The organism is Megasphaera sp., assembly GCF_047831605.1.
Classification (GTDB): Bacteria; Bacillota; Negativicutes; order Veillonellales; family Megasphaeraceae; genus Megasphaera; species Megasphaera intestinihominis.
Map to the genome: position 1 here is coordinate 1,480,352 of NZ_CP181255.1, position 18,534 is coordinate 1,498,885.

General features: G+C 53.4%; 14 protein-coding genes, 6 tRNA genes and 1 other annotated feature (1 of these 21 running past the window's edge). Of the genes, 12 read left to right on the plus strand and 8 right to left on the minus strand.

All coding sequences use genetic code 11. The features are described from left to right. Window positions 1-150, minus strand: a binding site (T-box leader) (it extends 92 nt beyond the left edge of the window). A gap of 264 nt (window positions 151-414) precedes the next feature. Beyond that, on the minus strand, window positions 415-2,292 hold the full coding sequence (locus tag ACFWUB_RS07030; RefSeq protein ID WP_337466104.1) for a carbon starvation protein A: 1,878 nt from the start codon (window positions 2,290-2,292) through the stop codon (window positions 415-417). Window positions 2,293-2,763: 471 nt separating this feature from the next. Next, window positions 2,764-4,641 (minus strand): carbon starvation protein A, encoded by a 1,878-nt coding sequence (locus ACFWUB_RS07035; RefSeq protein WP_416183717.1) that lies wholly within the window; start codon window positions 4,639-4,641, stop codon window positions 2,764-2,766. Between the two features lie 434 nt (window positions 4,642-5,075). Between ACFWUB_RS07035 and ACFWUB_RS07040 the strand changes: the two genes are divergently transcribed. The 10 genes from ACFWUB_RS07040 (at window position 5,076) to pta (ending at window position 10,519) form a co-directional block, all read left to right on the plus strand. Next, window positions 5,076-6,173 carry an iron-containing alcohol dehydrogenase family protein gene (locus tag ACFWUB_RS07040; protein ID WP_296820941.1) on the plus strand — a complete coding sequence of 366 codons (1,098 nt, stop codon included), beginning with the start codon at window positions 5,076-5,078 and terminating at the stop codon, window positions 6,171-6,173. Window positions 6,174-6,445: 272 nt separating this feature from the next. Then, entirely contained in the window at window positions 6,446-7,447 is a 1,002-nt protein-coding gene (locus ACFWUB_RS07045) for a nicotinate-nucleotide--dimethylbenzimidazole phosphoribosyltransferase (RefSeq protein ID WP_416183718.1), read from the plus strand. A 12-nt stretch (window positions 7,448-7,459) separates the two neighbouring features. Further along, on the plus strand, window positions 7,460-8,326 hold the full coding sequence (locus tag ACFWUB_RS07050) for a LarC family nickel insertion protein (RefSeq protein WP_020309588.1): 867 nt from the start codon (window positions 7,460-7,462) through the stop codon (window positions 8,324-8,326). A 241-nt stretch (window positions 8,327-8,567) separates the two neighbouring features. Further along, window positions 8,568-8,642 (plus strand) — tRNA-Gly (locus ACFWUB_RS07055). A 21-nt stretch (window positions 8,643-8,663) separates the two neighbouring features. Then, window positions 8,664-8,739, plus strand: a tRNA-Asn gene (locus ACFWUB_RS07060). 3 nt (window positions 8,740-8,742) lie between these two features. Continuing rightward, window positions 8,743-8,817, plus strand: a tRNA-Gln gene (locus tag ACFWUB_RS07065). Between the two features lie 5 nt (window positions 8,818-8,822). Then, window positions 8,823-8,898: transfer RNA gene (locus tag ACFWUB_RS07070), tRNA-Lys, on the plus strand. Between the two features lie 14 nt (window positions 8,899-8,912). After that, window positions 8,913-8,988 (plus strand) — tRNA-Glu (locus ACFWUB_RS07075). 7 nt (window positions 8,989-8,995) lie between these two features. Further along, window positions 8,996-9,071, plus strand: a tRNA-Val gene (locus ACFWUB_RS07080). Between the two features lie 413 nt (window positions 9,072-9,484). Next, window positions 9,485-10,519 (plus strand): phosphate acetyltransferase, encoded by a 1,035-nt coding sequence (gene pta / locus ACFWUB_RS07085; RefSeq protein WP_020309844.1) that lies wholly within the window; start codon window positions 9,485-9,487, stop codon window positions 10,517-10,519. Between the two features lie 207 nt (window positions 10,520-10,726). Here pta and ACFWUB_RS07090 read toward each other — a convergent pair whose 3' ends face one another. Next, window positions 10,727-11,155 (minus strand): hypothetical protein, encoded by a 429-nt coding sequence (locus ACFWUB_RS07090; protein ID WP_020309843.1) that lies wholly within the window; start codon window positions 11,153-11,155, stop codon window positions 10,727-10,729. A gap of 220 nt (window positions 11,156-11,375) precedes the next feature. Here ACFWUB_RS07090 and ACFWUB_RS07095 point away from each other — a divergent pair, with 220 nt between their 5' ends. Continuing rightward, window positions 11,376-12,764, plus strand: coding sequence for an NAD(P)/FAD-dependent oxidoreductase (locus ACFWUB_RS07095; protein WP_416183719.1), 1,389 nt, complete (start codon window positions 11,376-11,378; stop codon window positions 12,762-12,764). Window positions 12,765-12,770: 6 nt separating this feature from the next. On the opposite strand, the gene ACFWUB_RS07100 is transcribed toward ACFWUB_RS07095, so the two are convergent. From ACFWUB_RS07100 to ACFWUB_RS07110, 3 genes are all read right to left on the minus strand, one after another. After that, a complete protein-coding gene (locus tag ACFWUB_RS07100; RefSeq protein ID WP_302485952.1) occupies window positions 12,771-13,469 on the minus strand; it encodes a response regulator transcription factor in 699 nt (232 codons plus the stop codon). Further along, a complete protein-coding gene (locus ACFWUB_RS07105; RefSeq protein ID WP_292106363.1) occupies window positions 13,447-14,946 on the minus strand; it encodes a sensor histidine kinase in 1,500 nt (499 codons plus the stop codon). The genes ACFWUB_RS07100 and ACFWUB_RS07105 overlap by 23 nt, the downstream gene beginning before the upstream one ends. Window positions 14,947-15,175: 229 nt before the next feature. Then, window positions 15,176-15,853, minus strand: a complete 678-nt coding sequence (locus tag ACFWUB_RS07110) for a hypothetical protein (RefSeq protein ID WP_302681514.1) — start codon at window positions 15,851-15,853, stop codon at window positions 15,176-15,178. A gap of 265 nt (window positions 15,854-16,118) precedes the next feature. Between ACFWUB_RS07110 and selD the strand changes: the two genes are divergently transcribed. Next, window positions 16,119-17,156: a selenide, water dikinase SelD gene (selD, locus tag ACFWUB_RS07115; RefSeq protein ID WP_416183720.1), complete on the plus strand. Its 1,038-nt coding sequence runs from the start codon at window positions 16,119-16,121 to the stop codon at window positions 17,154-17,156. A 64-nt stretch (window positions 17,157-17,220) separates the two neighbouring features. Here selD and ACFWUB_RS07120 read toward each other — a convergent pair whose 3' ends face one another. After that, window positions 17,221-18,153 (minus strand): RNA-guided endonuclease InsQ/TnpB family protein, encoded by a 933-nt coding sequence (locus tag ACFWUB_RS07120; RefSeq protein WP_416183721.1) that lies wholly within the window; start codon window positions 18,151-18,153, stop codon window positions 17,221-17,223. Further along, a complete protein-coding gene (locus ACFWUB_RS07125) occupies window positions 18,098-18,478 on the minus strand; it encodes a transposase (RefSeq protein ID WP_416183722.1) in 381 nt (126 codons plus the stop codon). The genes ACFWUB_RS07120 and ACFWUB_RS07125 overlap by 56 nt, the downstream gene beginning before the upstream one ends. Between the last annotated feature and the right edge of the window lie 56 nt (window positions 18,479-18,534).

Below are 18,534 nucleotides of genomic sequence, written 5' to 3' on the forward strand. Positions count from 1 at the left end.
TGGTAACGGTGAAATGCCGTCGGCGCCTAATGAAATTCAGCGTCGATCTTCGGAGAGGAGCTTCATCGGTATCATCGTACTGGCTCGCACCGGCCGCCAGCTCTCTGAAAAGCAATGGTACAGACTACTTTCTCTCGTCATTAGATTTACGAATATTTCGCTTCACGGTTTGTTTCCTGAAGCTTGAACACATTGTACGCAATTTGCTGGTCTATGTCAAGATGTTTTTCCATAAATTTTTAAAATAAAACAAGGTTAAACGTTAAATGATTAGGTAAAACGTTTATAGATTGTAGGGGCTCGCACGTGGCGAGTCCGCCCGATATATGTGGGAATACCGAGGTCGGTTTGCGCGAGCGGACGCCCCACGAACAACCTAAAAAGGCTTGCCGCTGTGCGACAAGCCTCTTTTTTCTAATGATGATCAACTGTAAGTTCTTTGAAGCGTTTGGCGACCGGGTCGGTCTTGATGAGTTCTTCCAGGTGTTTCAATTCTTCGGCTTCTACAGTTTCTGTCGTATCGTAGCTGGGCGGTACGGTCTTAGCCAGGTACAGGCATCTTCTGATGGAGGAGATGCTGACGATGATGACCAGGAGAGCCATGATGGCCGAAACGGTGAACAGGAGCCATTCTTGTTTGGGCAGATAGATGTTGAACATGTTAAGGTAATCGGCCCAGAAGATGACGACGGTCAGGAAGACCCAGGGGATAACCGTGACCCAGGCAAAGCGGGCCTTACCCATAGCGCAGATGACAACCGTCGAGATGGCCAGGGTGATGATGGCCAGCAGCTGGTTGGATACACCGAAGATAGGCCAGATGGTGGACAAGTTCCCCTGGAGGACGATGTAACCCCATGCACCGGAGATCAGAGCCGAAGCGATGATTGCGCCGGGCAGCCAGTGGGGATCGCCGAACTTCGGCCATACGCGGCCGATGAGTTCCTGAAGCATGTAACGGCCGACACGGGTACCGGCATCGATGATGGTCATGATGAAGAGAGCTTCAAACATGATGCAGAAGTGATACCAGTAATTCATGAGGTGGTCGAGGCCGGGGATGTTGGAGAAGATGAAAGCCATGCCGACAGCCAGGGAAACAGCACCGCCCGGACGATGGGCGACGTTTTCGCCGACCATGGCGTTCAGCTGGGGCAGGTCGACGACCTGGATGCCCAGAGCCTGGAAATGTTCGGCCGACGAGTTGATGGCGAAGTAATCATTCGGTACGAGCGAGCAGGCTGCAATCAAAGCCATCATGCCGACGAAGGATTCGGTCAGCATAGCGCCGTAGCCGACGGGCAGGATAGAGCGTTCGTTCATGAGCATCTTCGGCGTCGTGCCCGTAGAAATCATGCAGTGGAAGCCGGAGATAGCACCACAGGCGATGGTGATGAAGATGTACGGCAGGACCGGACCGGTGATGACCGGGCCGCCGCCGGCGCAGAACTGGGTGATAGCCGGCATCTGGACGGTCGGGCCGACGATGATGATGCCGATGGCCAGGGCGCCGATGGTCCCGATCTTCATGTACGTCGAGAGGTAATCACGCGGTGCCAGGAGCAGCCATACCGGAAGGGCAGCGGCTACGAAGCCGTAGATGATGAGGGCGATGGAAATGCCTTTGGCGCTGATGGTAAAGAGCGGAGCCAAGGTAGGCGATGCCTGGACGGCCGGGCCGAGGACGACGGCCAGCAAGGTCAGGGCGACGCCGATGATGGTGCCTTCTTTAATGCGGCCAGGGCGCAGGAACTGCATATAAATACCGATGAAAATAGCAATAGGAATGGTCATGCCGATGGTGAACGTACCCCACGGGCTGTCGTGCAGGGCGTTGACGATGACGACGGCCATGCCGGCCATAGCCAGGATGTTGAGGAACAGGACGGCGAAGGACGTAGCCAGGCCAGTCTTGTCACCAATCTGGGCTTTTGCGATCTCAGCGATGGATTTGCCATCGTAACGCATGGAGCAGAAGAGGATGACCATGTCGTGGACGGCACCGGCGAGGACGCCACCGATGAGGATCCACAAGGCACCGGGCAGATAACCGAACTGAGCGGCAATGACCGGGCCTACGAGCGGGCCGGCACCGGCGATAGCGGCGAAGTGATGGCCGAAGACGACGTACTTGTTGGTAGGCACGTAGTCGTGGCCGTCTTCAAAGCGGAAGGCCGGCGTGACCTTGTACTGGTTGACCGTCAAGACTTTGGCAGCGATGAAAGCGCCATAGAAACGGTAAGCCAGTACAAATACTAATGCAGAGATAATGACTAAATACAAACCATTCATAAAACAATCCCTCCTTTATGAAATTGTGTGTAGGCTACTCTACTTCCCACGGATCCGGAGCTATACTTATTTCTAATTGGTGTAATATGAATTATGTATCGCACGAGAAATAAAGTATACACTGTACTTATACACTTACTATAGGCTAAAGGAGAGAAAAATTCAAGTTACTTATAGTAAAGATTACGAAAACAGCATGATATAAATTCATAATAAAAATAATAAAATGTTATAAAACGGGCATTTCCTTTGCGCAAAGAGAATTTTGAGTATATTATCAATGGTCAACAATGCACTTTGTGCATTATTGACAGTGGCTCGTGATTCGTGCCTGTAGGGGCTCGCACGTGGCGAGCCCGCTGGGGATATGTAGAATATCCATGAACCGATTTGCGTAAACGGGCGCCCCACGTGGTCGCCCCTACAGAAAAAAGGCTTGCCGCATGTGCGACAAGCCTTTTTTACTCGCTCTTAGTGATGAGCAATGGTTAATTCCTGGAAACGCTGAGCGGCTTTATCCGTCTTAACGAGTTCCTGGAGATGTTTGAGTTCTTCTGCTTCGACAGTTTCTGTCGTATCATAGCTGGCCGGTACGGTCTTAGCCAGGTAGATGCATCTACGGATAGCACCGATAGCTACGATGATGACCAGGACGGCCATGATGATGGAGACTGTGAACATCGTCCATTCACCCTTCGGCAGGTAGATTTCGAAGATGTTCAGGAAGTCGGCCCAGAAAATCATGACCATCAGGAAAGCCCAGGGAAGACCAGTAACCCAGAGGTAACGGGCTTTGCCCATGGAGCAGATGACAACCGACGAAATGGAGAGGGCGATGATAGCCAACAGCTGGTTGGATACGCCGAAAATCGGCCAAATCGTGGACAAGTTGCCGTTCAGTACGAGGTAACCCCATGCTGCGCAGATCAAAGCCGATGCGAGGATGGCACCCGGTTTCCAGTTCGGGTCACCGAATTTCGGCCATACGTGGCCGACGAGTTCCTGGAGCATGTAACGGCCGACACGAGTACCAGCATCGATGATAGTCATGATGAACAAAGCTTCAAACATGATGCAGAAATGATACCAGTAGTTCATGAGGTGGTCGAGGCCAGGCAGGTTCGAGAAGATGTAAGCCATGCCGACAGCCAGGGAAACAGCACCGCCCGGACGATGAGCGACGTTTTCACCGACCATTTCGTTCAGGTGCGGCAGGTCGACAACCTGGATGCCCAGAGCCTGGAAGTGTGCAGCCGAAGAGTTGATAGCGAAGTAATCGTTCGGTACGAGGGCGCAGGCTGCAATCAGAGCCATCATAGCGACGAAGGATTCAGTAACCATAGCACCATAGCCGACAGGCAGGATGGAGCGTTCGTTCATGAGCATCTTCGGCGTCGTGCCGGTGGAAATCATGGAATGGAAACCAGAAACAGCACCGCAGGCGATGGTAACGAAGATGTACGGAAGGACTGCACCGGTGATGACCGGGCCGCCGCCAGCGCAGAACTGCGTCGTTGCCGGCATCTGAATCTGCGGGCCTACGATGAGGATGCCGAGAGCCAGGGCACCGATAGTACCGATTTTCATGTACGTAGAGAGGTAATCACGCGGTGCCAGAAGGAGCCATACCGGAAGGGCTGCGGCGATGAAGCCGTAGATGATCAGGGCGATGCAGATGCCGTTATGGCTGATGGTGAACATGGGCCCTAAGACCGGCGAAGCCTGGACTGCCGGACCAGCGACAACAGCCAGCAAGGTGAGGATGACGCCGATGATGGTGCCTTCTTTGATCTTGCCAGGACGCAGGAACTGCATGTAGATGCCGATGAAGATAGCGATAGGAATGGTCATGCCGATGGTGAAAGTACCCCACGGGCTGTTTGCCAGGGCATTGGCGATAACGACGGCCATGCCAGCCATGCAGAGGATATTCAGGAAGAGGACGGCGAAAGAAGTAGCTACGCCTGTCTTCTGGCCAATCTGTGCTTTTGCGATTTCGGCGATGGACTTGCCATCGTAACGCATGGAGCAGAAGAGGATGACCATGTCATGGACAGCACCGGCGAGAACCCCACCGATGAGAATCCATAAAGCGCCGGGCAGATAACCGAACTGGGCGGCGATGACCGGGCCGACAAGCGGGCCCGCACCAGCGATGGCTGCGAAGTGATGGCCGAAGACGACGTACTTGTTGGTCGGTACGTAGTCATGACCGTCTTCAAAGCGGAATGCCGGTGTGACTTTGTACTGGTTCAGCGTCAAGACTTTTGCGGCGATGAAAGCGCCGTAAAAACGGTAAGCCAGTACGAACACTAATGCTGAAATAATAACGAGATACAAACCGTTCATACAAAAAGAACCTCCTTTGATAAAATAGTATGCGTGCAACCCTTTCCGTATGAAACAAAATGATACCAACGTACAACGCTTGGAAATGGTGTACACTACATTACGCTCCCTTATTATAGAGCAGTTTTCCCGAATTGCAAGATGTACACTCAGCATAGTACGCTAACTGATTATAACTCAAAATACATTATCAAACTACAATTTGTTATAGTAAACGTTTTCATACTATATATAGCAATGAACGTTTAATTTACATACTAGATAAGTCATATAATTACTAAAAGTCATATGGATAAATGTCAACATAGCGATTTTTCATAGGTATTGCGAATAGAAAAGTTAAACCTTTTACCCTAGCCACGGCCAGTGGACAATGCTATAATGGCTATAGCTTTTGAACTTATCTTTTTTCATTATTACAGGAGGTTTTTATCATGTCTCAAACTGACTATACTTTGGTTCTGCCGGCTTTTACCATTGGCGTCCATGCTTATGATGCTATCGGCAAGATTACCCGTCATTTCGGCAAAAAAGTCGTCATCATCGGCGGCAAGACGGCCCTGTCCAAGGCAAAACAGCCCTTGCTCGATGCCATCGCCAAGACGGACCTGGAAGTCCTCGGCGTACTCTGGTACGGCGACGATGCGACGTATGAACACGTCGACCGCCTGCTCCGTGAACAGGCCGTCCAGGATGCTGACCTGGTCTTCGCCGTCGGCGGCGGCCGTGCCATCGATACCTGTAAAGTCGTCGCTGACCGGGCTGGCAAGGCCTTGTTCGCTTTCCCGACGCTGGCTTCCAACTGTGCTCCATCGACGGCCCTGGCTGTCATGTACAAAGCCGATAAATCCTTTGCCGGCTACTACTATCTCGACCAGCCGCCGGTCCATACCTTCATCAATATGGCCATCATTGCCGACTCGCCTTTCAAGTTCTTCTGGGCCGGCATCGGCGATGCTATGAGTAAAGAATGTGAATCGGAATTGGCCAGCCGTACGGCGGAACACTTCCATACGGTCCTCCTGGGCCGGGCCATCGGCAAAGCCTGCACGGCGCCGCTCTTGCAGTATGGTGAACAGGCCCTGGAAGATTTCAAGGCCAAGAAGATCACCTATGCCCTGCAGCAGGTCGTCCTGGATATCATCATCAGCACGGGCCTCGTTTCCAACTGTACGACGGGCGGCGGCGACTACTACTACAATTCGTCCCTGGCTCACATGTTCTATAACGCGTCGACGGTCCTGCCGCAAGTCGTCGAAGGCCATCTCCATGGCGAAACGGTTTCCTTCGGCGTCCTGGTCCTGCTGACCTATGACAAACAGTTTGAACTGCGCGACCAGGTAGCGGCCCTCTATAAGAAGTGCCATTACCCGACGACCCTGGCTGACCTCGATATCAAAGCCGACGAAGTCGATTCCATCGTTGATGCTGCTCCGGCCCTGACCGAATGGACCTGCGTCCCCGAACCGCTGACCAAAGAAGCTTTCAAAAAAGCCATCATGGATACCGACGAATTCGGCCGTTCGTTATAATACCTTGAAGGCCGTTGGTCGAAGTGCTTCGATGAACGATGAACGGACTACGATGAACGTCATGATGTAGCGATAACTGGCTTTTTCGTGTATTTCGTGTATAATGAATTTTATAATAAGATTAGTTTGTAGTATGGAGTTTGTAGTTTGTAGAAGATGTTTTTAAATTTTTACCATATACTACAAACTGAAAACTTCAAACTTAAAACTCAAAAAGGAGCTGTCTTATTGCGACAGCTCCTTTTCAAACTTTTCACGCCACGGAGGGGATTATGGACCAAGTATTAGAACAAGTCATCAGTGCCATCGAACCGATGGATTTGGCAAAAACGGCAGAGTGCTATCAGCGCCTGGCCAGTCTGACCATACGCCAGGACAGCAAGTTGTCCTATCTGGCAGGCCGCATTGCCGGTGTACAGAGGACGCTGCATCCGGAAAAATTGCAGAAAGCCGTCGTCGTCTTTGCAGCTGACCATGCCGTCGATGGCGGAGAAAATAAGACCAAGGGCAAGAACAGCAAGGCCGACGCCCTGGAAATCGCCACTGGCCGAGGGCCTATCAATAAGGTGGCCCACCGCATCGGTGCCGGCGTCATGCTCCTTGACATGGGCCTGGAAGAAGATATCCCGGAATCGCAGGGCGTACAGAATTTAAAAGTCATGCACGGCAGCCATTTCTGGGCCCGCCAGGATGCCATGAGCGAAGATGAAATGATGGATGCCCTCTTCAGCGGCCTGCAGATCGGACAGAACCTGGCCGATGAAGGCTATACGGCTGTAGGTCTGGGGAACCTCGGCGAACGGGGACTGCTGACGGCTTTCATATTGACAGCTGTCTTTTTCCGGGACCAGCTGGAAGAACTGCCGGAGCACATGAAGTCCGGTCAGAAATTAGAGAAATTGAAGGAAGTCATCGACCAGCACCACTTCCATGCGTCAGATCCCCTGGACCTCCTGCGCCGTGCCGGGGCTCCGGACATTGCCGCCATGGTCGGCTTCATCCTGTCGGCAGCCCAGCGCAAGCTGCTCGTCATCTTTGACAACGCCGTCACCGGCTCTGCCGTCCTCATTGCCCGCGCCTTATGCCCGACGATTGACGATTACGTCTGCGCTTCGGCGCGCTATCTGGAACCGGTCCATCAGATGCAGATGAAGAAACTGGGCCTCAAGCCCTTCGTCGAACTGGACCAGAACCTCGACCAGGGCATGGGCTCGGCTATGGGCCTGACCATGCTCGACGCATCGGTACAGATGATGAATGAAAATTTAAAATAAGGAGCGATTTCCATGAAAACCTTATACCTCGATTGCTTTTCCGGTATCAGCGGCAATATGTTCATCGGCATGCTCATCCAGGCCGGTGTCCCCTTTGAAGCCTTTAAACAGGCCATGGCCTCGCTGAACCTGACGGGCTATGACTTGGTGTGCCACAGCGTCAACAAGCTGGGCATCCAGTCTATCTATTATAATGTCCTCCTCGATGCAGAACGTCATGACCACGGGGCTCACGACCATCATGAGCATCACGACCATGAACAGGGACACGAACACCATGAACACCACGCGCATCATGGGGAAGAGTTGGCCGGCCAGGGCCATCTCGTCGATATGACGGGCCATCATCATCACCATCAGCACCGGGGCCTTCCGGAAATTACCAAGATCATCGAAGGTGCACCTATCGAGGACGATATCAAGGCCAAGAGCCTGGCCGTATTCCAGGCCCTGGCAGAAGCCGAAGCCAAGGTGCATGGCGTCCCCGTCGACGAGATACACTTTCATGAAGTCGGCGCCATCGACTGTATCCTGGATATCGTCGGTACGGTCTGGTGCCTGAAATACCTGGGCATCGAACAAATCGCCACGTCGCCGCTCCATGCCGGCAGCGGCTTTGTCCGCTGCGCTCACGGCATCATGCCCGTCCCGGCACCGGCGACGGCCGAACTCCTGGCCGGGATTCCCTGGTATGCGACGGATATCAAAGGCGAACTGGTCACGCCGACCGGCGCTGCCCTGGTCAAAGTCCTGGCGCATGCCGGCGTCCGCCCGAAGGATTTCGTCTACGACACCGTGGCCTACGGGGCTGGAACGAAAGACCTGACTATCCCCAACGTCGTCCGCGGCTTCATCGGACAGGCAGGGGAAATATCGTAGGCCGTAAATCGTAGGGCCGTCCCAAAGGGCTTCCCGCCATGATATCGAAATCAGGCGGGACGCCCTTTGGGCGTCCCCTACAGAAAAAAATTACCGGCCGCATATGCAGCCGGTAATTTTTTTTCTTGACAAATCTCATACGTCATGGTATTATAATTAAGCACTGTGACGGGCACAACGGCCCGCCGGAATACAGCGTTGACATATCAATCCCGATGTGATATACTTAGAAAGTCGTCATGCGGAAGTAGCTCAGTGGTAGAGCATCACCTTGCCAAGGTGGGGGTCGCGAGTTCGAGTCTCGTTTTCCGCTCCATTTCCTTCGGGAAGCTATTGTTCCTCAATAGCTCAGTTGGTAGAGCAATCGGCTGTTAACCGATTTGTCGTAGGTTCGAGTCCTACTTGAGGAGCCATACAGGGGTGTCGCCAAGCGGTAAGGCAACGGACTCTGACTCCGTCATTCGTAGGTTCGAATCCTACTACCCCTGCCAATCATGATCCACTAGCTCAGTTGGCAGAGCACCTGACTTTTAATCAGGGTGTCCCGAGTTCGAATCTCGGGTGGATCACCACATTCCACATACGTGGCCCCTTGGTCAAGCGGTCTAAGACATCGCCCTTTCACGGCGAGAACATGGGTTCAAATCCCGTAGGGGTCACCACAATCATGGGCGATTAGCTCAGCTGGGAGAGCGCCTGCCTTACAAGCAGGATGTCAGCAGTTCGATCCTGTTATCGCCCACCAGGAAAAAAAGACCTGTCACTTTGTGACAGGTCTTTTTGCGTTGTTAGTGGCTAGTGGCTAATGGCTCCCCTGTGAAGGGGAGCTGGCGCCGCAGGCGTCTGAAGGGTTCTACCCATGACGAGTGATTTGCCGCCACGGTCCGCGGCCTGCGGCCTGCGAACTGCGAACTGCGACCTGCGGCGGGACGCTCAAAGGGCGTCCCCTGCAATGAACGATATAAAATACGTATCACATTGGCCTTTGGATTGCGCAATCGGCATAGTCTATTTCTTCTGCTCATTTTATATATGCGTAATAATATGTTTGATTCCTATAAATTTTGTATTATAATGGATGGTAGCGATGGGATATTTTCTTTAGCATAAGGACATATTCCTACTAATTTCTAAGAACTTACAAGGAGTGGTACCCAAATGAGATTTACAGAAGATTTGAAAGCCCGCGTTTCCAAAGCACAGAAAAAAATCGTCCTTCCGGAAACGAACAGCCGTCGTGTATTGAAAGCTGCTGAACGCGTTTTGGCTGATGGTTTTGCTAAAATCGTTCTCGTAGGTAAACTGGAACAGATCAAAAAAGATGCTGCTAAATTCCAGATCGATCTCACCGGTGTCGAAGTCGTCGACCCTGAAACTTACTATCGTATGGACGAACTTTGCGCTTACTTCGCAAAACGTCGTGAAAAGAAAGGCATGACCCTGGAAAAAGCTCGTGAAATCATGCTCAACAACTACACCTTCTTCGCAGCTGGCCTCGTTGCTCTCGGTGAAGCTGACGGCTGCGTATCCGGTGCTGCTACGACTTCTGCTGAAGTTATCCGCGCAGGCCTTCAGGTCATCGGCCCCCGTCCTGGCAACAAGACCGTATCTTCCGCTTTCATTCTCTTGACCAATACTCCGCAGTATGGCGATAACGGTATCCTCGTACTCGGTGACTGCGGCGTTATACCCAATCCGACGTCGGAACAGCTCGCTGATATCGCTTGCATCTGCGTAGAACGCGCTCGCCGCACGGTCCAGATCCTCAACCCGAAAGTCGCTTTCCTTTCCTACTCCACCAAAGGTTCTGGCGCTGGCGAATCCGTCGACAACGTACGCCATGCTGTTGAAATCCTGAAAGAACGCAACGTCGACTTCGACTTCGACGGCGAACTCCAGGCTGACGCTGCTCTCGTACCGGAAGTTGGCGAACACAAAGCACCGGGCTCCAAAGTTGCCGGCCACGCTAACGTCCTCATCTTCCCGAACCTCGATGCTGCTAACATCGGCTACAAGATGGTTCAGCGTTTCGCTAACGCAACGGCTCTTGGCCCCTTGGTCCAGGGCTTGGATAAACCTATCCTCGACTTGTCCCGTGGCTGCTCGTCTGAAGACGTTGCTGACGTCGTTGCTGTATGCTGCTCCGATGCCATCACAGCTGACCTCTACAAAAAAGAACGTGCTCAGCAGTAATTTCGTAGTTCGTTCGTAGTTCATCGTGATAGCTTGATATTTTTCATCCTATGCAATCAACGATGAACGACCTACCGTATATATTCCAGAGCGGGCGCCCCACGTGGTCGCCCCTACAACTCAAAAGGGGTTTGTCATTGGCTAACCGCTAACCCCTAACTGCTAATCACTAAAAAAGGCGCTGTCTTTATGGGACAGCGCCTTTTTTTACTTATACCGGATGCGGCGGTTGCCGACGACCATAGTCGGGCTCAGGGTGCGGTAGACCATGTACGTGAAGAACATGAAGCCGAAGAGGAAGACCAGGGCATATTCATCCGTCAGAGGGGCATCTTTGGTGAAATACCAGGCACAGGCCAGGGTCAGGATGAGGCTGGCGTACATGGAAATGGTGACACACCACGTCCGCTGGCCACGGTCGCGCATCTTGTAGAAGTCATGGAATTTGACGTACATGGCGACAGTCCAGGCGACGAGGACGACGGCCAGTACGATGGGGACAGCCACGGGAAGGGGAAGGTATAAGGATACGAGAAAGAGGACCATGAGGGCAAAAGTGCTGAGGAAAATCCCTTCCTGGCGTTTTAAATCCCGGCTGGAGTCATCAGGGACAGCCGGGCGGTTACGACGAGACATAAGTCATCATCCTTTCTATAGCGTTTTACCTCATTATAGCATAGGTTGACTTTCTTTTCACAATATGATAGCGTGAGGGGGTAAGGGCCGCTTTGCAGAGCGGCCCGCAGACCGCAGTTCGCAGGCCGTAGGGGCGACCACGAGCCACGAGCCACTTTAGAGCGCTTGCCACGTGTGAGCTCCTGTTCGCAAAGGGTCTGCCTGGAAAGGATGTGTGATTATGCATGCAGTAAAGACATATGATGTCATTATCATCGGGGCCGGTCCGGCCGGTATTTTTACGGCACTAGAACTGGCCGATAAAGGATTTAGGATCCTCATGGTCGAAAAGGGACAGGATATACGGGAGCGCATTGCGACGAGCCTGAACAAGAAGGCCCTGCCCAAGGATAAGATGCGCAATGTCGTCTGTGGCTGGGGCGGCGCCGGTGCCTTCAGTGACGGCAAACTGACGCTGACGACGGAATACGGCGGCAATCTCGACGACTATATGTCCAAGGCCGACCTCATGGATAAGATACGTTACGTCGACGACGTCTACTGCCGCTTTGGCGGTGCTGGCCGCAAGGTCTATGGCGATGAGAACAAGGAATGTATCCGCGATATCAAGCGCAAAGCGGCTGCTGCTGACCTGCGCTTCATCCCGGCCCGCATCCGCCATCTGGGGACCGATGTCAATGCCCAGATCCTGACCAATATGCGCGATTTCCTGGAAGGGAAAGTCGATATCATGGCCGATACGGCAGTCAATCACATCGTCGAAGAAAAAGGGGAAATCAAAGGCGTCCTCATCGGCGGCCAGTTCTACGCCTGCCGCTATCTGGTCAGCGCACCGGGCCGGGAAGGGTCGGAATGGTTCGTCCACGAAGTCGAAAAGATGGGCCTCAAGCTGACGTCCAACGCCGTCGATATCGGCGTCCGCGTGGAAATGCCGGCAGAAGTCCTGGAAACGATTACCGACGTCGTCTATGAATCGAAGCTCATCTATTTCAGCAAATCCTTTGACGACCGGATCCGCACGTTCTGTATGAACCCTTATGGTTTCGTCGTCGAAGAGAATAACGACGGCCTGCTCACGGTCAACGGCCACAGTTATGCCCATAAGAAGAGTGAAAACACGAATTTCGCCATCCTCGTATCCAAGAAATTCACGGAACCTTTCCATGAACCGATCAAATACGGGAAATACATCGCCAACCTGGCCAATATCCTCGGCGGCGGCGTCATTGTCCAGCGCCTGGGAGACTTCCTCGACGGGCGGCGGTCGACGCCGGAACGCATCCAGCGGGGCCTGGTCCGGCCGACCATGCCCAATGCGACGCCAGGGGACTTATCGCTGGTCCTGCCGTACCGTCATATGCAGGATATCAAGGAAATGCTGGAAGCCCTCGATGCCGTAGCACCTGGTGCCAATTCGCGCCATACCCTGCTGTACGGCGTGGAAGCCAAGTTCTACTCGAACCGGCTGGAATTGAGCCATGTCCTGGAAACGAAGATTCCCAACTTCTTTGCCATCGGCGATGGCGCCGGCATCACCCGTGGCCTGGTACAGGCTTCGGCAGCCGGCGTGACAGTCGGTCAGGAAATCCTGCGGCGGGAAGAAAAGTAAATAGCGTCATTCTTTGAACCGGTATCCGGCACCCCAGACCGTCTCGATGTAGATGGGCTTGGCCGGGTCCGGTTCTATTTTTTCGCGGATACGGTTGATGTGGACCATGACTGTCGCCGTGTCGCCTTCGGCGTCGAGGCCCCAGACGCGCTCGAAGAGTCGGTCCCGGCTGAAGACTAGGCCGGGATGCTTGGCCAGGAAGACGAGGAGCTCGAATTCGCGGTTGGTCAGGGCGATTTCTTCTCCTTTGACGTAGACCCGGTGCTTATCGACATAAATTTCCAGGTCGCCGCTGCGGATGACTTCGCCATCGGCTGCTTTCTGCTGGGCCTTGCCCATGAGCCGTTCATAGCGTGTGATGTGGGCCTTGACGCGGGCTACGAGCTCTGTCGGGCTGAAGGGTTTGATGATGTAGTCGTCGGCACCGAGGCCCAGGCCGCGTATCTTGTCCATGTCTTCCCGCTTGGCCGATACCATCAGGATGGGTACTTCCTTTTCCTCGCGGATGCGGCGGCAGATGTGAAAGCCGTCGGTCCCGGGCAGCATGATGTCCAGCAGGATGAGGTCGAAATTTTCCTGCAGGGCCCGTTCCAAGCCTTTCGTCCCATCCGTTTCGATGACGCTCTCAATGGCACTGGCTTCGAGAAAATCCCGTTCCAGTTCGGCAATTTCTAAGTTATCTTCAATGATCAGAATCCGTTTCATGATATTCCTCCTCTATCCGCGGTAAGGTGATGACGACGGTCAGGCCGCCGCCGGGTGTTGCTTCTGCATGGATTTGGCCGTGCAGGGTCGTAATGATCTGTTTGGCAATGGCCAGGCCCAGGCCGCTGCCCTTTTGGACATCCGTCCGGGCGGCATCGGTCCGGTAAAAACTGTCGAATAAGCGGGGCAGGTCTGCCGCCGGGACACCTGGCCCGTGGTCGGCTGCGGTCAGGACGACGGCCTGCGGCGTTTCGGCGAGGTGCAGGTCCATGGTGACTGTAGGGCCTTCTTTATATTTCAGGGCATTTTCCAATAGGTTGTCGATGACCCGCTGGAACTGCATCCTGTCGATAGCTGTCCAGGCCGGACCGGCTGGCGGCGAATAGTGCAGGATGAGGCCCCGCTCGGCCAGGCGTTCCGTGTTTTCGGCGGCGAAATCAGCGAAATAATCGCGCAGCGATACCCGTTCCATCATAAAGGATACTTGGCCCAAGTCGAGTTTGGAAAAGAGGAACAGCCTGTCGACGAGTTTTTCCAGGGTGCAGGCGTTCTGGTAGATGAGCTCGACGTAATGATGGCGCTTTTCAGCGGTCTTGGCGATGCCGACCAGGATGCCGCTGGCATAGCCTTTGAGCAGGGTCAGGGGCGTCGACAAATCATGGGAGATGCCGGCGATGAGCTCTTTGCGGTTCTGCTCATACTTTTCCTGGGCCAGGCGGGCTGAGCGCAGCTGGCGGCGCATGTGGTCGAAGGCTTCACAGGTCCGGCCGAGTTCATCGCGCGACGACAGGCGGAGCTCGTAGTCGAGATTGCCTTTCTCGATTTCAGCTGCCGCTGTCCGAAGCGCTGCCAGCGGCGTCAGTATCTGGCGGGACAAGACGCGGGACAGGATGAAGCCGCAGGCGATGATGATGGCGCTGGCCGTGCCGACGATGAACAGGAGCAGCATTTGCATGACGCCCTTGGCCATGCCTTCGCGGATGCCGCTTTTAGCAATGAACGGCGTATTGCCGGCAGCGATGACCGTCGTCCCGCTGTGGGGGGACGTGTAGCGGAAAAAGAAACCGTCGCCGTCCCAGGTCATGACCGTCTGCTGGCCATGGGCTTTTTTCAGGACCCTGTCGGCCAGACCATAAAAGTCGATGCCCGGCGTGATATAGGCGACCTGGTCGTTGCGGACGATGGCCGTGGCAATGCCCAGGTCTTCCAGGACCCGGCAGTCTTCGCGCATATCCTTGACCTTTAACGGCCCAGGCCGTTCGGCCTTGACGCGAAGGGAACTAACCGTATACTGGATGGACAGGGCCGGCCCCTTTTCCGGCCATAACGTCGTCAAATCATTGTGAGGCGATGAAAAGCGGAGTCCTGAGATGAGCAGGAATCCCAGGGCCGTCAAAATAGCGATGGGAACAAAGACCATGGTAAAATTAGTGATGAGCAGGCGGTGTCGCAGTGAAATATCACGTATATGCAGCATAAACAGGCCATCCTTTCGTAGTGATAGTTTCATTATAGAGTGATTCGTGGCTCGTGGCTAGTGATTCGTAGGGGGATGTCGCACGAAGGTTTCTGCCATCATGCGCGGCTCCTTTTTCTCTATAGTTTGTAGCATGGAGTTTGTAGTTTGTAGAAAACTAAAAACTAAAAACTACAAACTTAAAACTACAAAAGAGGCTGTCTTCATGGACAGCCTCTTTTGTATCAAGCTAATCTTCAATTTCTGTATGGATGACGGTGCCGTTAGTGGCGTCTACGAGGACGTCATAGCGGACGGAGCCGGATGTGACGCGGACTTTATACATGGGGTGGAAGGTGTTTTGCGGCATAGCGCCCTGCGGCGGCTGGCCATTCCTATCCGGCTGGCCCTGGGGTGGTGTCATGGGGACGACTTGTTTGTCGGCCTGGCCGTCTGCTGTGGCTTTGGCCGTAGCCCCGGCAGCGGCGTCTGCGCCAGGACGACCGGCTTTCATGCCTTCCGGTCCGCGCTGTTCGCCTCTTTCATCGCCTTTACGGTCTTTGTCTTTCGGCTTTTCTTTGCGGCCGTCTTTCGGACCGTGTTTGGCACTGTTCATATCGAAGAGGGCGATTTCTTTGAACGTCAGTTCACTTTCGTCTTTGCCGATGGCCTGGGCGGCAGCGGCGCAGGCCTGGTCTTCGCTGATGAGGGAGATGTTGTGCTGGTCGGCCTGGGCCTTGGTCATCTGGGCCATGGCGTCGACCCGTTCGGCGTGACGGGCCAGATGCTGCTGGTGCAGATAGTAGTGGCCGCCGGCCGTGGCTACGACGCAGACGACGCAGAAGGCAGCAGCGATTTTTGCATTGCGGGCCGTGCAGACTTTATTTTTAATCGAAACGAGTGTATCTTGCCATTTTTCCTGGGTCATGATGAATTCCTCCTGTCTTCAATCACTTATTCTTGACTACGAGGACAGTATAACGGATAAATCTAAAATCGAGCTAAACCAGGCCGTAAGAATTACATAAATATAGTATAATGAGTTTGTAGCCTATAGTTTGTAGTTTGTAGCAGATGGTTTTAAATTTTTAGCCATCACTGAAAACTAAAAACTGCAAACTCAAAGCTAACAATAAGGCGTCTTTGTACGATGACCTTATTCTGAATACTGTAACACCAAGGAGGTATCTATCATGAACGATGAACGTTTGAAATTGACTCAAATGGCGTCCTGCTCCGGTTGAGGCGCTAAGTTAGGGCCAGGGACACTGGCTCAATTGTTGGACGGGCTTCCAACACACAAAGATGACCGCCTCCTCGTTGGCTATGATAAGAGCGACGACGCGTCGGTCTATCAGGTGAGCGACGATCTGGCTGTCGTCCAAACGGTCGATTTCTTCCCGCCTATCGTCGATGATCCTTATTTATTCGGTCAAATTGCGGCGGCCAACGCCCTGAGCGACGTCTATGCCATGGGAGCCGAAGCCAAACTGGCCATGAACGTCATGTGCGTCAATCTGTCCATGGGCCGCGAAGCCATCCGGGCTATCCTCGAAGGGGGCTACCAGAAGGCCTATGAAGGCGGTGTCATCATCACCGGCGGCCATACTATCGAAGACAAGGAACCGAAATACGGCTTGTCCGTCACGGGTTTCGTCCATCCGCAGAAACTGCTGCGCAACTCGTCGGCCCGGCCTGGCGATGTCCTCATCCTGACCAAGCCCTTAGGCGTGGGCATCCTCATGACGGCAGCCAAGGGCGATTTCGTGGCCAAGCCGCTCCTGCAGCAGCTCTACGACCAGATGGCCCAGCTCAATAAAGGGGCCCGCGACATCATGGTCGGCTACGACGTCCACAGCTGTACCGACGTTACGGGCTTCGGCCTGCTCGGCCATGCCTGTGAAATGGCCGACGGCAGTGGAACGACGATTCATTTTCAGAGTGACGCCATTCCCTACCATAAACAGGCATTGGACATGGCAGCCATGGGGCTGATCCCGGCTGGAGCCTACCGCAACCGCGACTTTGCTGCGGGACGCGTCAAGGCGGACGGCGCTGATAAGCGCTTCATGGACATCCTCTACGATCCCCAGACTTCGGGCGGACTGCTCATCGCTGTCGCCGAAAAGGACGCACCGGCCCTGGAAAAAGCCTTGAAAGACTCGATTCCCTGTGCGGCCGTCGTCGGCTATGTGACCGAGCGGGACAAATGGTCCATCGTAATCGATTGAACCTCTCCCGCTTATAGAAGCGGGAGATTCTTGAGAAGGTTGCTGTTTAAGTTTCCTCCTGAAATCAGGATAGCCTTATTCTCAAAGGGCTGTCCAAAAGCCCCTTACACAGTCCCTCGAAATCGAAGTTCTGCTTACTTTTACGGAGTATGTTGGCGGCGCCGTTGATGTCGGCATTGGCCGTCCTGCCGTTGGCGAAGCGGTACAGGCCGCGCCGGATTCGTTTCCCACTGAACGTTCCTGTATAGGGTGTATCCGGCTGGTATACGGGAATGTTGTCCAAATCCAGGCAGCTGGCCTGAGAGGTATACGATTCTTCCTGTTCCAGATAGGTTATCCCATAGCGTTCACACAGGTGTTTCAAGGTACTACGAAGATAGCTCAGACTGATTTGAGTGAAATGCTGATTCATCACTTTGCCCAGCTTTAGTCCTCGTTTAAAATCGCGATTATAGCCGCAAACAATGGTACCTATCTGATGGTCAATGCAGAAATTAACAATGTAACGGGCTGTCTTGCAAAGGATGTCCTTCATCCGGAAATTGCGTTTCTTCGCTAACTGACAGAGCTGGTTCGTCGTCTTCCGGCCCTGCTTGGCGGCAATGCTTTGGAGTCTGGCTTTGCGTTTGTTCCAATACTGGTTGATAGATTTGAGTTTACGACCGTCCATGAGGAACGACGTCCCCGTATTGGTAACGCAGGCGGCCAGATTGTCCAGCCCTAAGTCGATAGCCAGGATACGTTCTGGCGAGGTTTTCACTGGTTCTGGGTCCTGTAAGTAGCAATACTGAATCTTGAAATACCGTCCGCCATATATAGGACAGATGCGGACTTCCTGAATCGTCTTATCCTTCAGCCTGTCGGGAACAGGAATCCGAATCCGATGGCCGTGATGGCGTTTCATATATTCACGGCTCATCGGCACGGTTAGGAAGCTATTCTTAATGGTAATGGCATTCGTGGACAAGATGAGATTGAAGAGCCCCCCCTTTTTCACGATAGTACGGCAGGCGGACTGCCTTTGAACTATAGTCTCCGGACTTTACTTTCTTTAAAAGACTGAAAAAGGCCCGAAAACTGCGGTCGGCCATTTTCAATATCTGCTGGGCGACACCGGCCTGCAACAAGCCATAGTTTTCATTTTCCTTGCAGATGGGGTAATTTTCTTCATACCGCAAGAATTGCTGGGTATCGAAGTAATGCTGCCGAATCATATAGACCGCTACATTGTACAGGTTATTGCTGTATTGGCACATTTCCCGGAGCATCGTATAGTCTTGTTTCGCCAAGCCGCGGATGACATTCGATTGCGTCAAGTACATCTAGGATTCACCTCCTCTGTTACCTACCATTATACCGTAGACGAAGTGAAAAGGCT

Bases quoted from the DNA above. Each gene is read 5' to 3' on its own strand.
- pta (WP_020309844.1), top strand. From the start codon at position 9,485: ATGAGATTTACAGAAGATTTGAAAGCCCGCGTTTCCAAAGCACAGAAA.
- ACFWUB_RS07090 (WP_020309843.1), bottom strand. From the start codon at position 11,155: ATGTCTCGTCGTAACCGCCCGGCTGTCCCTGATGACTCCAGCCGGGAT.
- ACFWUB_RS07035 (WP_416183717.1), bottom strand. From the start codon at position 4,641: ATGAACGGTTTGTATCTCGTTATTATTTCAGCATTAGTGTTCGTACTG.
- ACFWUB_RS07050 (WP_020309588.1), top strand. From the start codon at position 7,460: ATGAAAACCTTATACCTCGATTGCTTTTCCGGTATCAGCGGCAATATG.
- ACFWUB_RS07040 (WP_296820941.1), top strand. From the start codon at position 5,076: ATGTCTCAAACTGACTATACTTTGGTTCTGCCGGCTTTTACCATTGGC.
- ACFWUB_RS07045 (WP_416183718.1), top strand. From the start codon at position 6,446: ATGGACCAAGTATTAGAACAAGTCATCAGTGCCATCGAACCGATGGAT.
- ACFWUB_RS07100 (WP_302485952.1), bottom strand. From the start codon at position 13,469: ATGAAACGGATTCTGATCATTGAAGATAACTTAGAAATTGCCGAACTG.
- ACFWUB_RS07125 (WP_416183722.1), bottom strand. From the start codon at position 18,478: ATGTACTTGACGCAATCGAATGTCATCCGCGGCTTGGCGAAACAAGAC.
- ACFWUB_RS07095 (WP_416183719.1), top strand. From the start codon at position 11,376: ATGCATGCAGTAAAGACATATGATGTCATTATCATCGGGGCCGGTCCG.
- ACFWUB_RS07110 (WP_302681514.1), bottom strand. From the start codon at position 15,853: ATGACCCAGGAAAAATGGCAAGATACACTCGTTTCGATTAAAAATAAA.
- ACFWUB_RS07030 (WP_337466104.1), bottom strand. From the start codon at position 2,292: ATGAATGGTTTGTATTTAGTCATTATCTCTGCATTAGTATTTGTACTG.
- ACFWUB_RS07105 (WP_292106363.1), bottom strand. From the start codon at position 14,946: ATGCTGCATATACGTGATATTTCACTGCGACACCGCCTGCTCATCACT.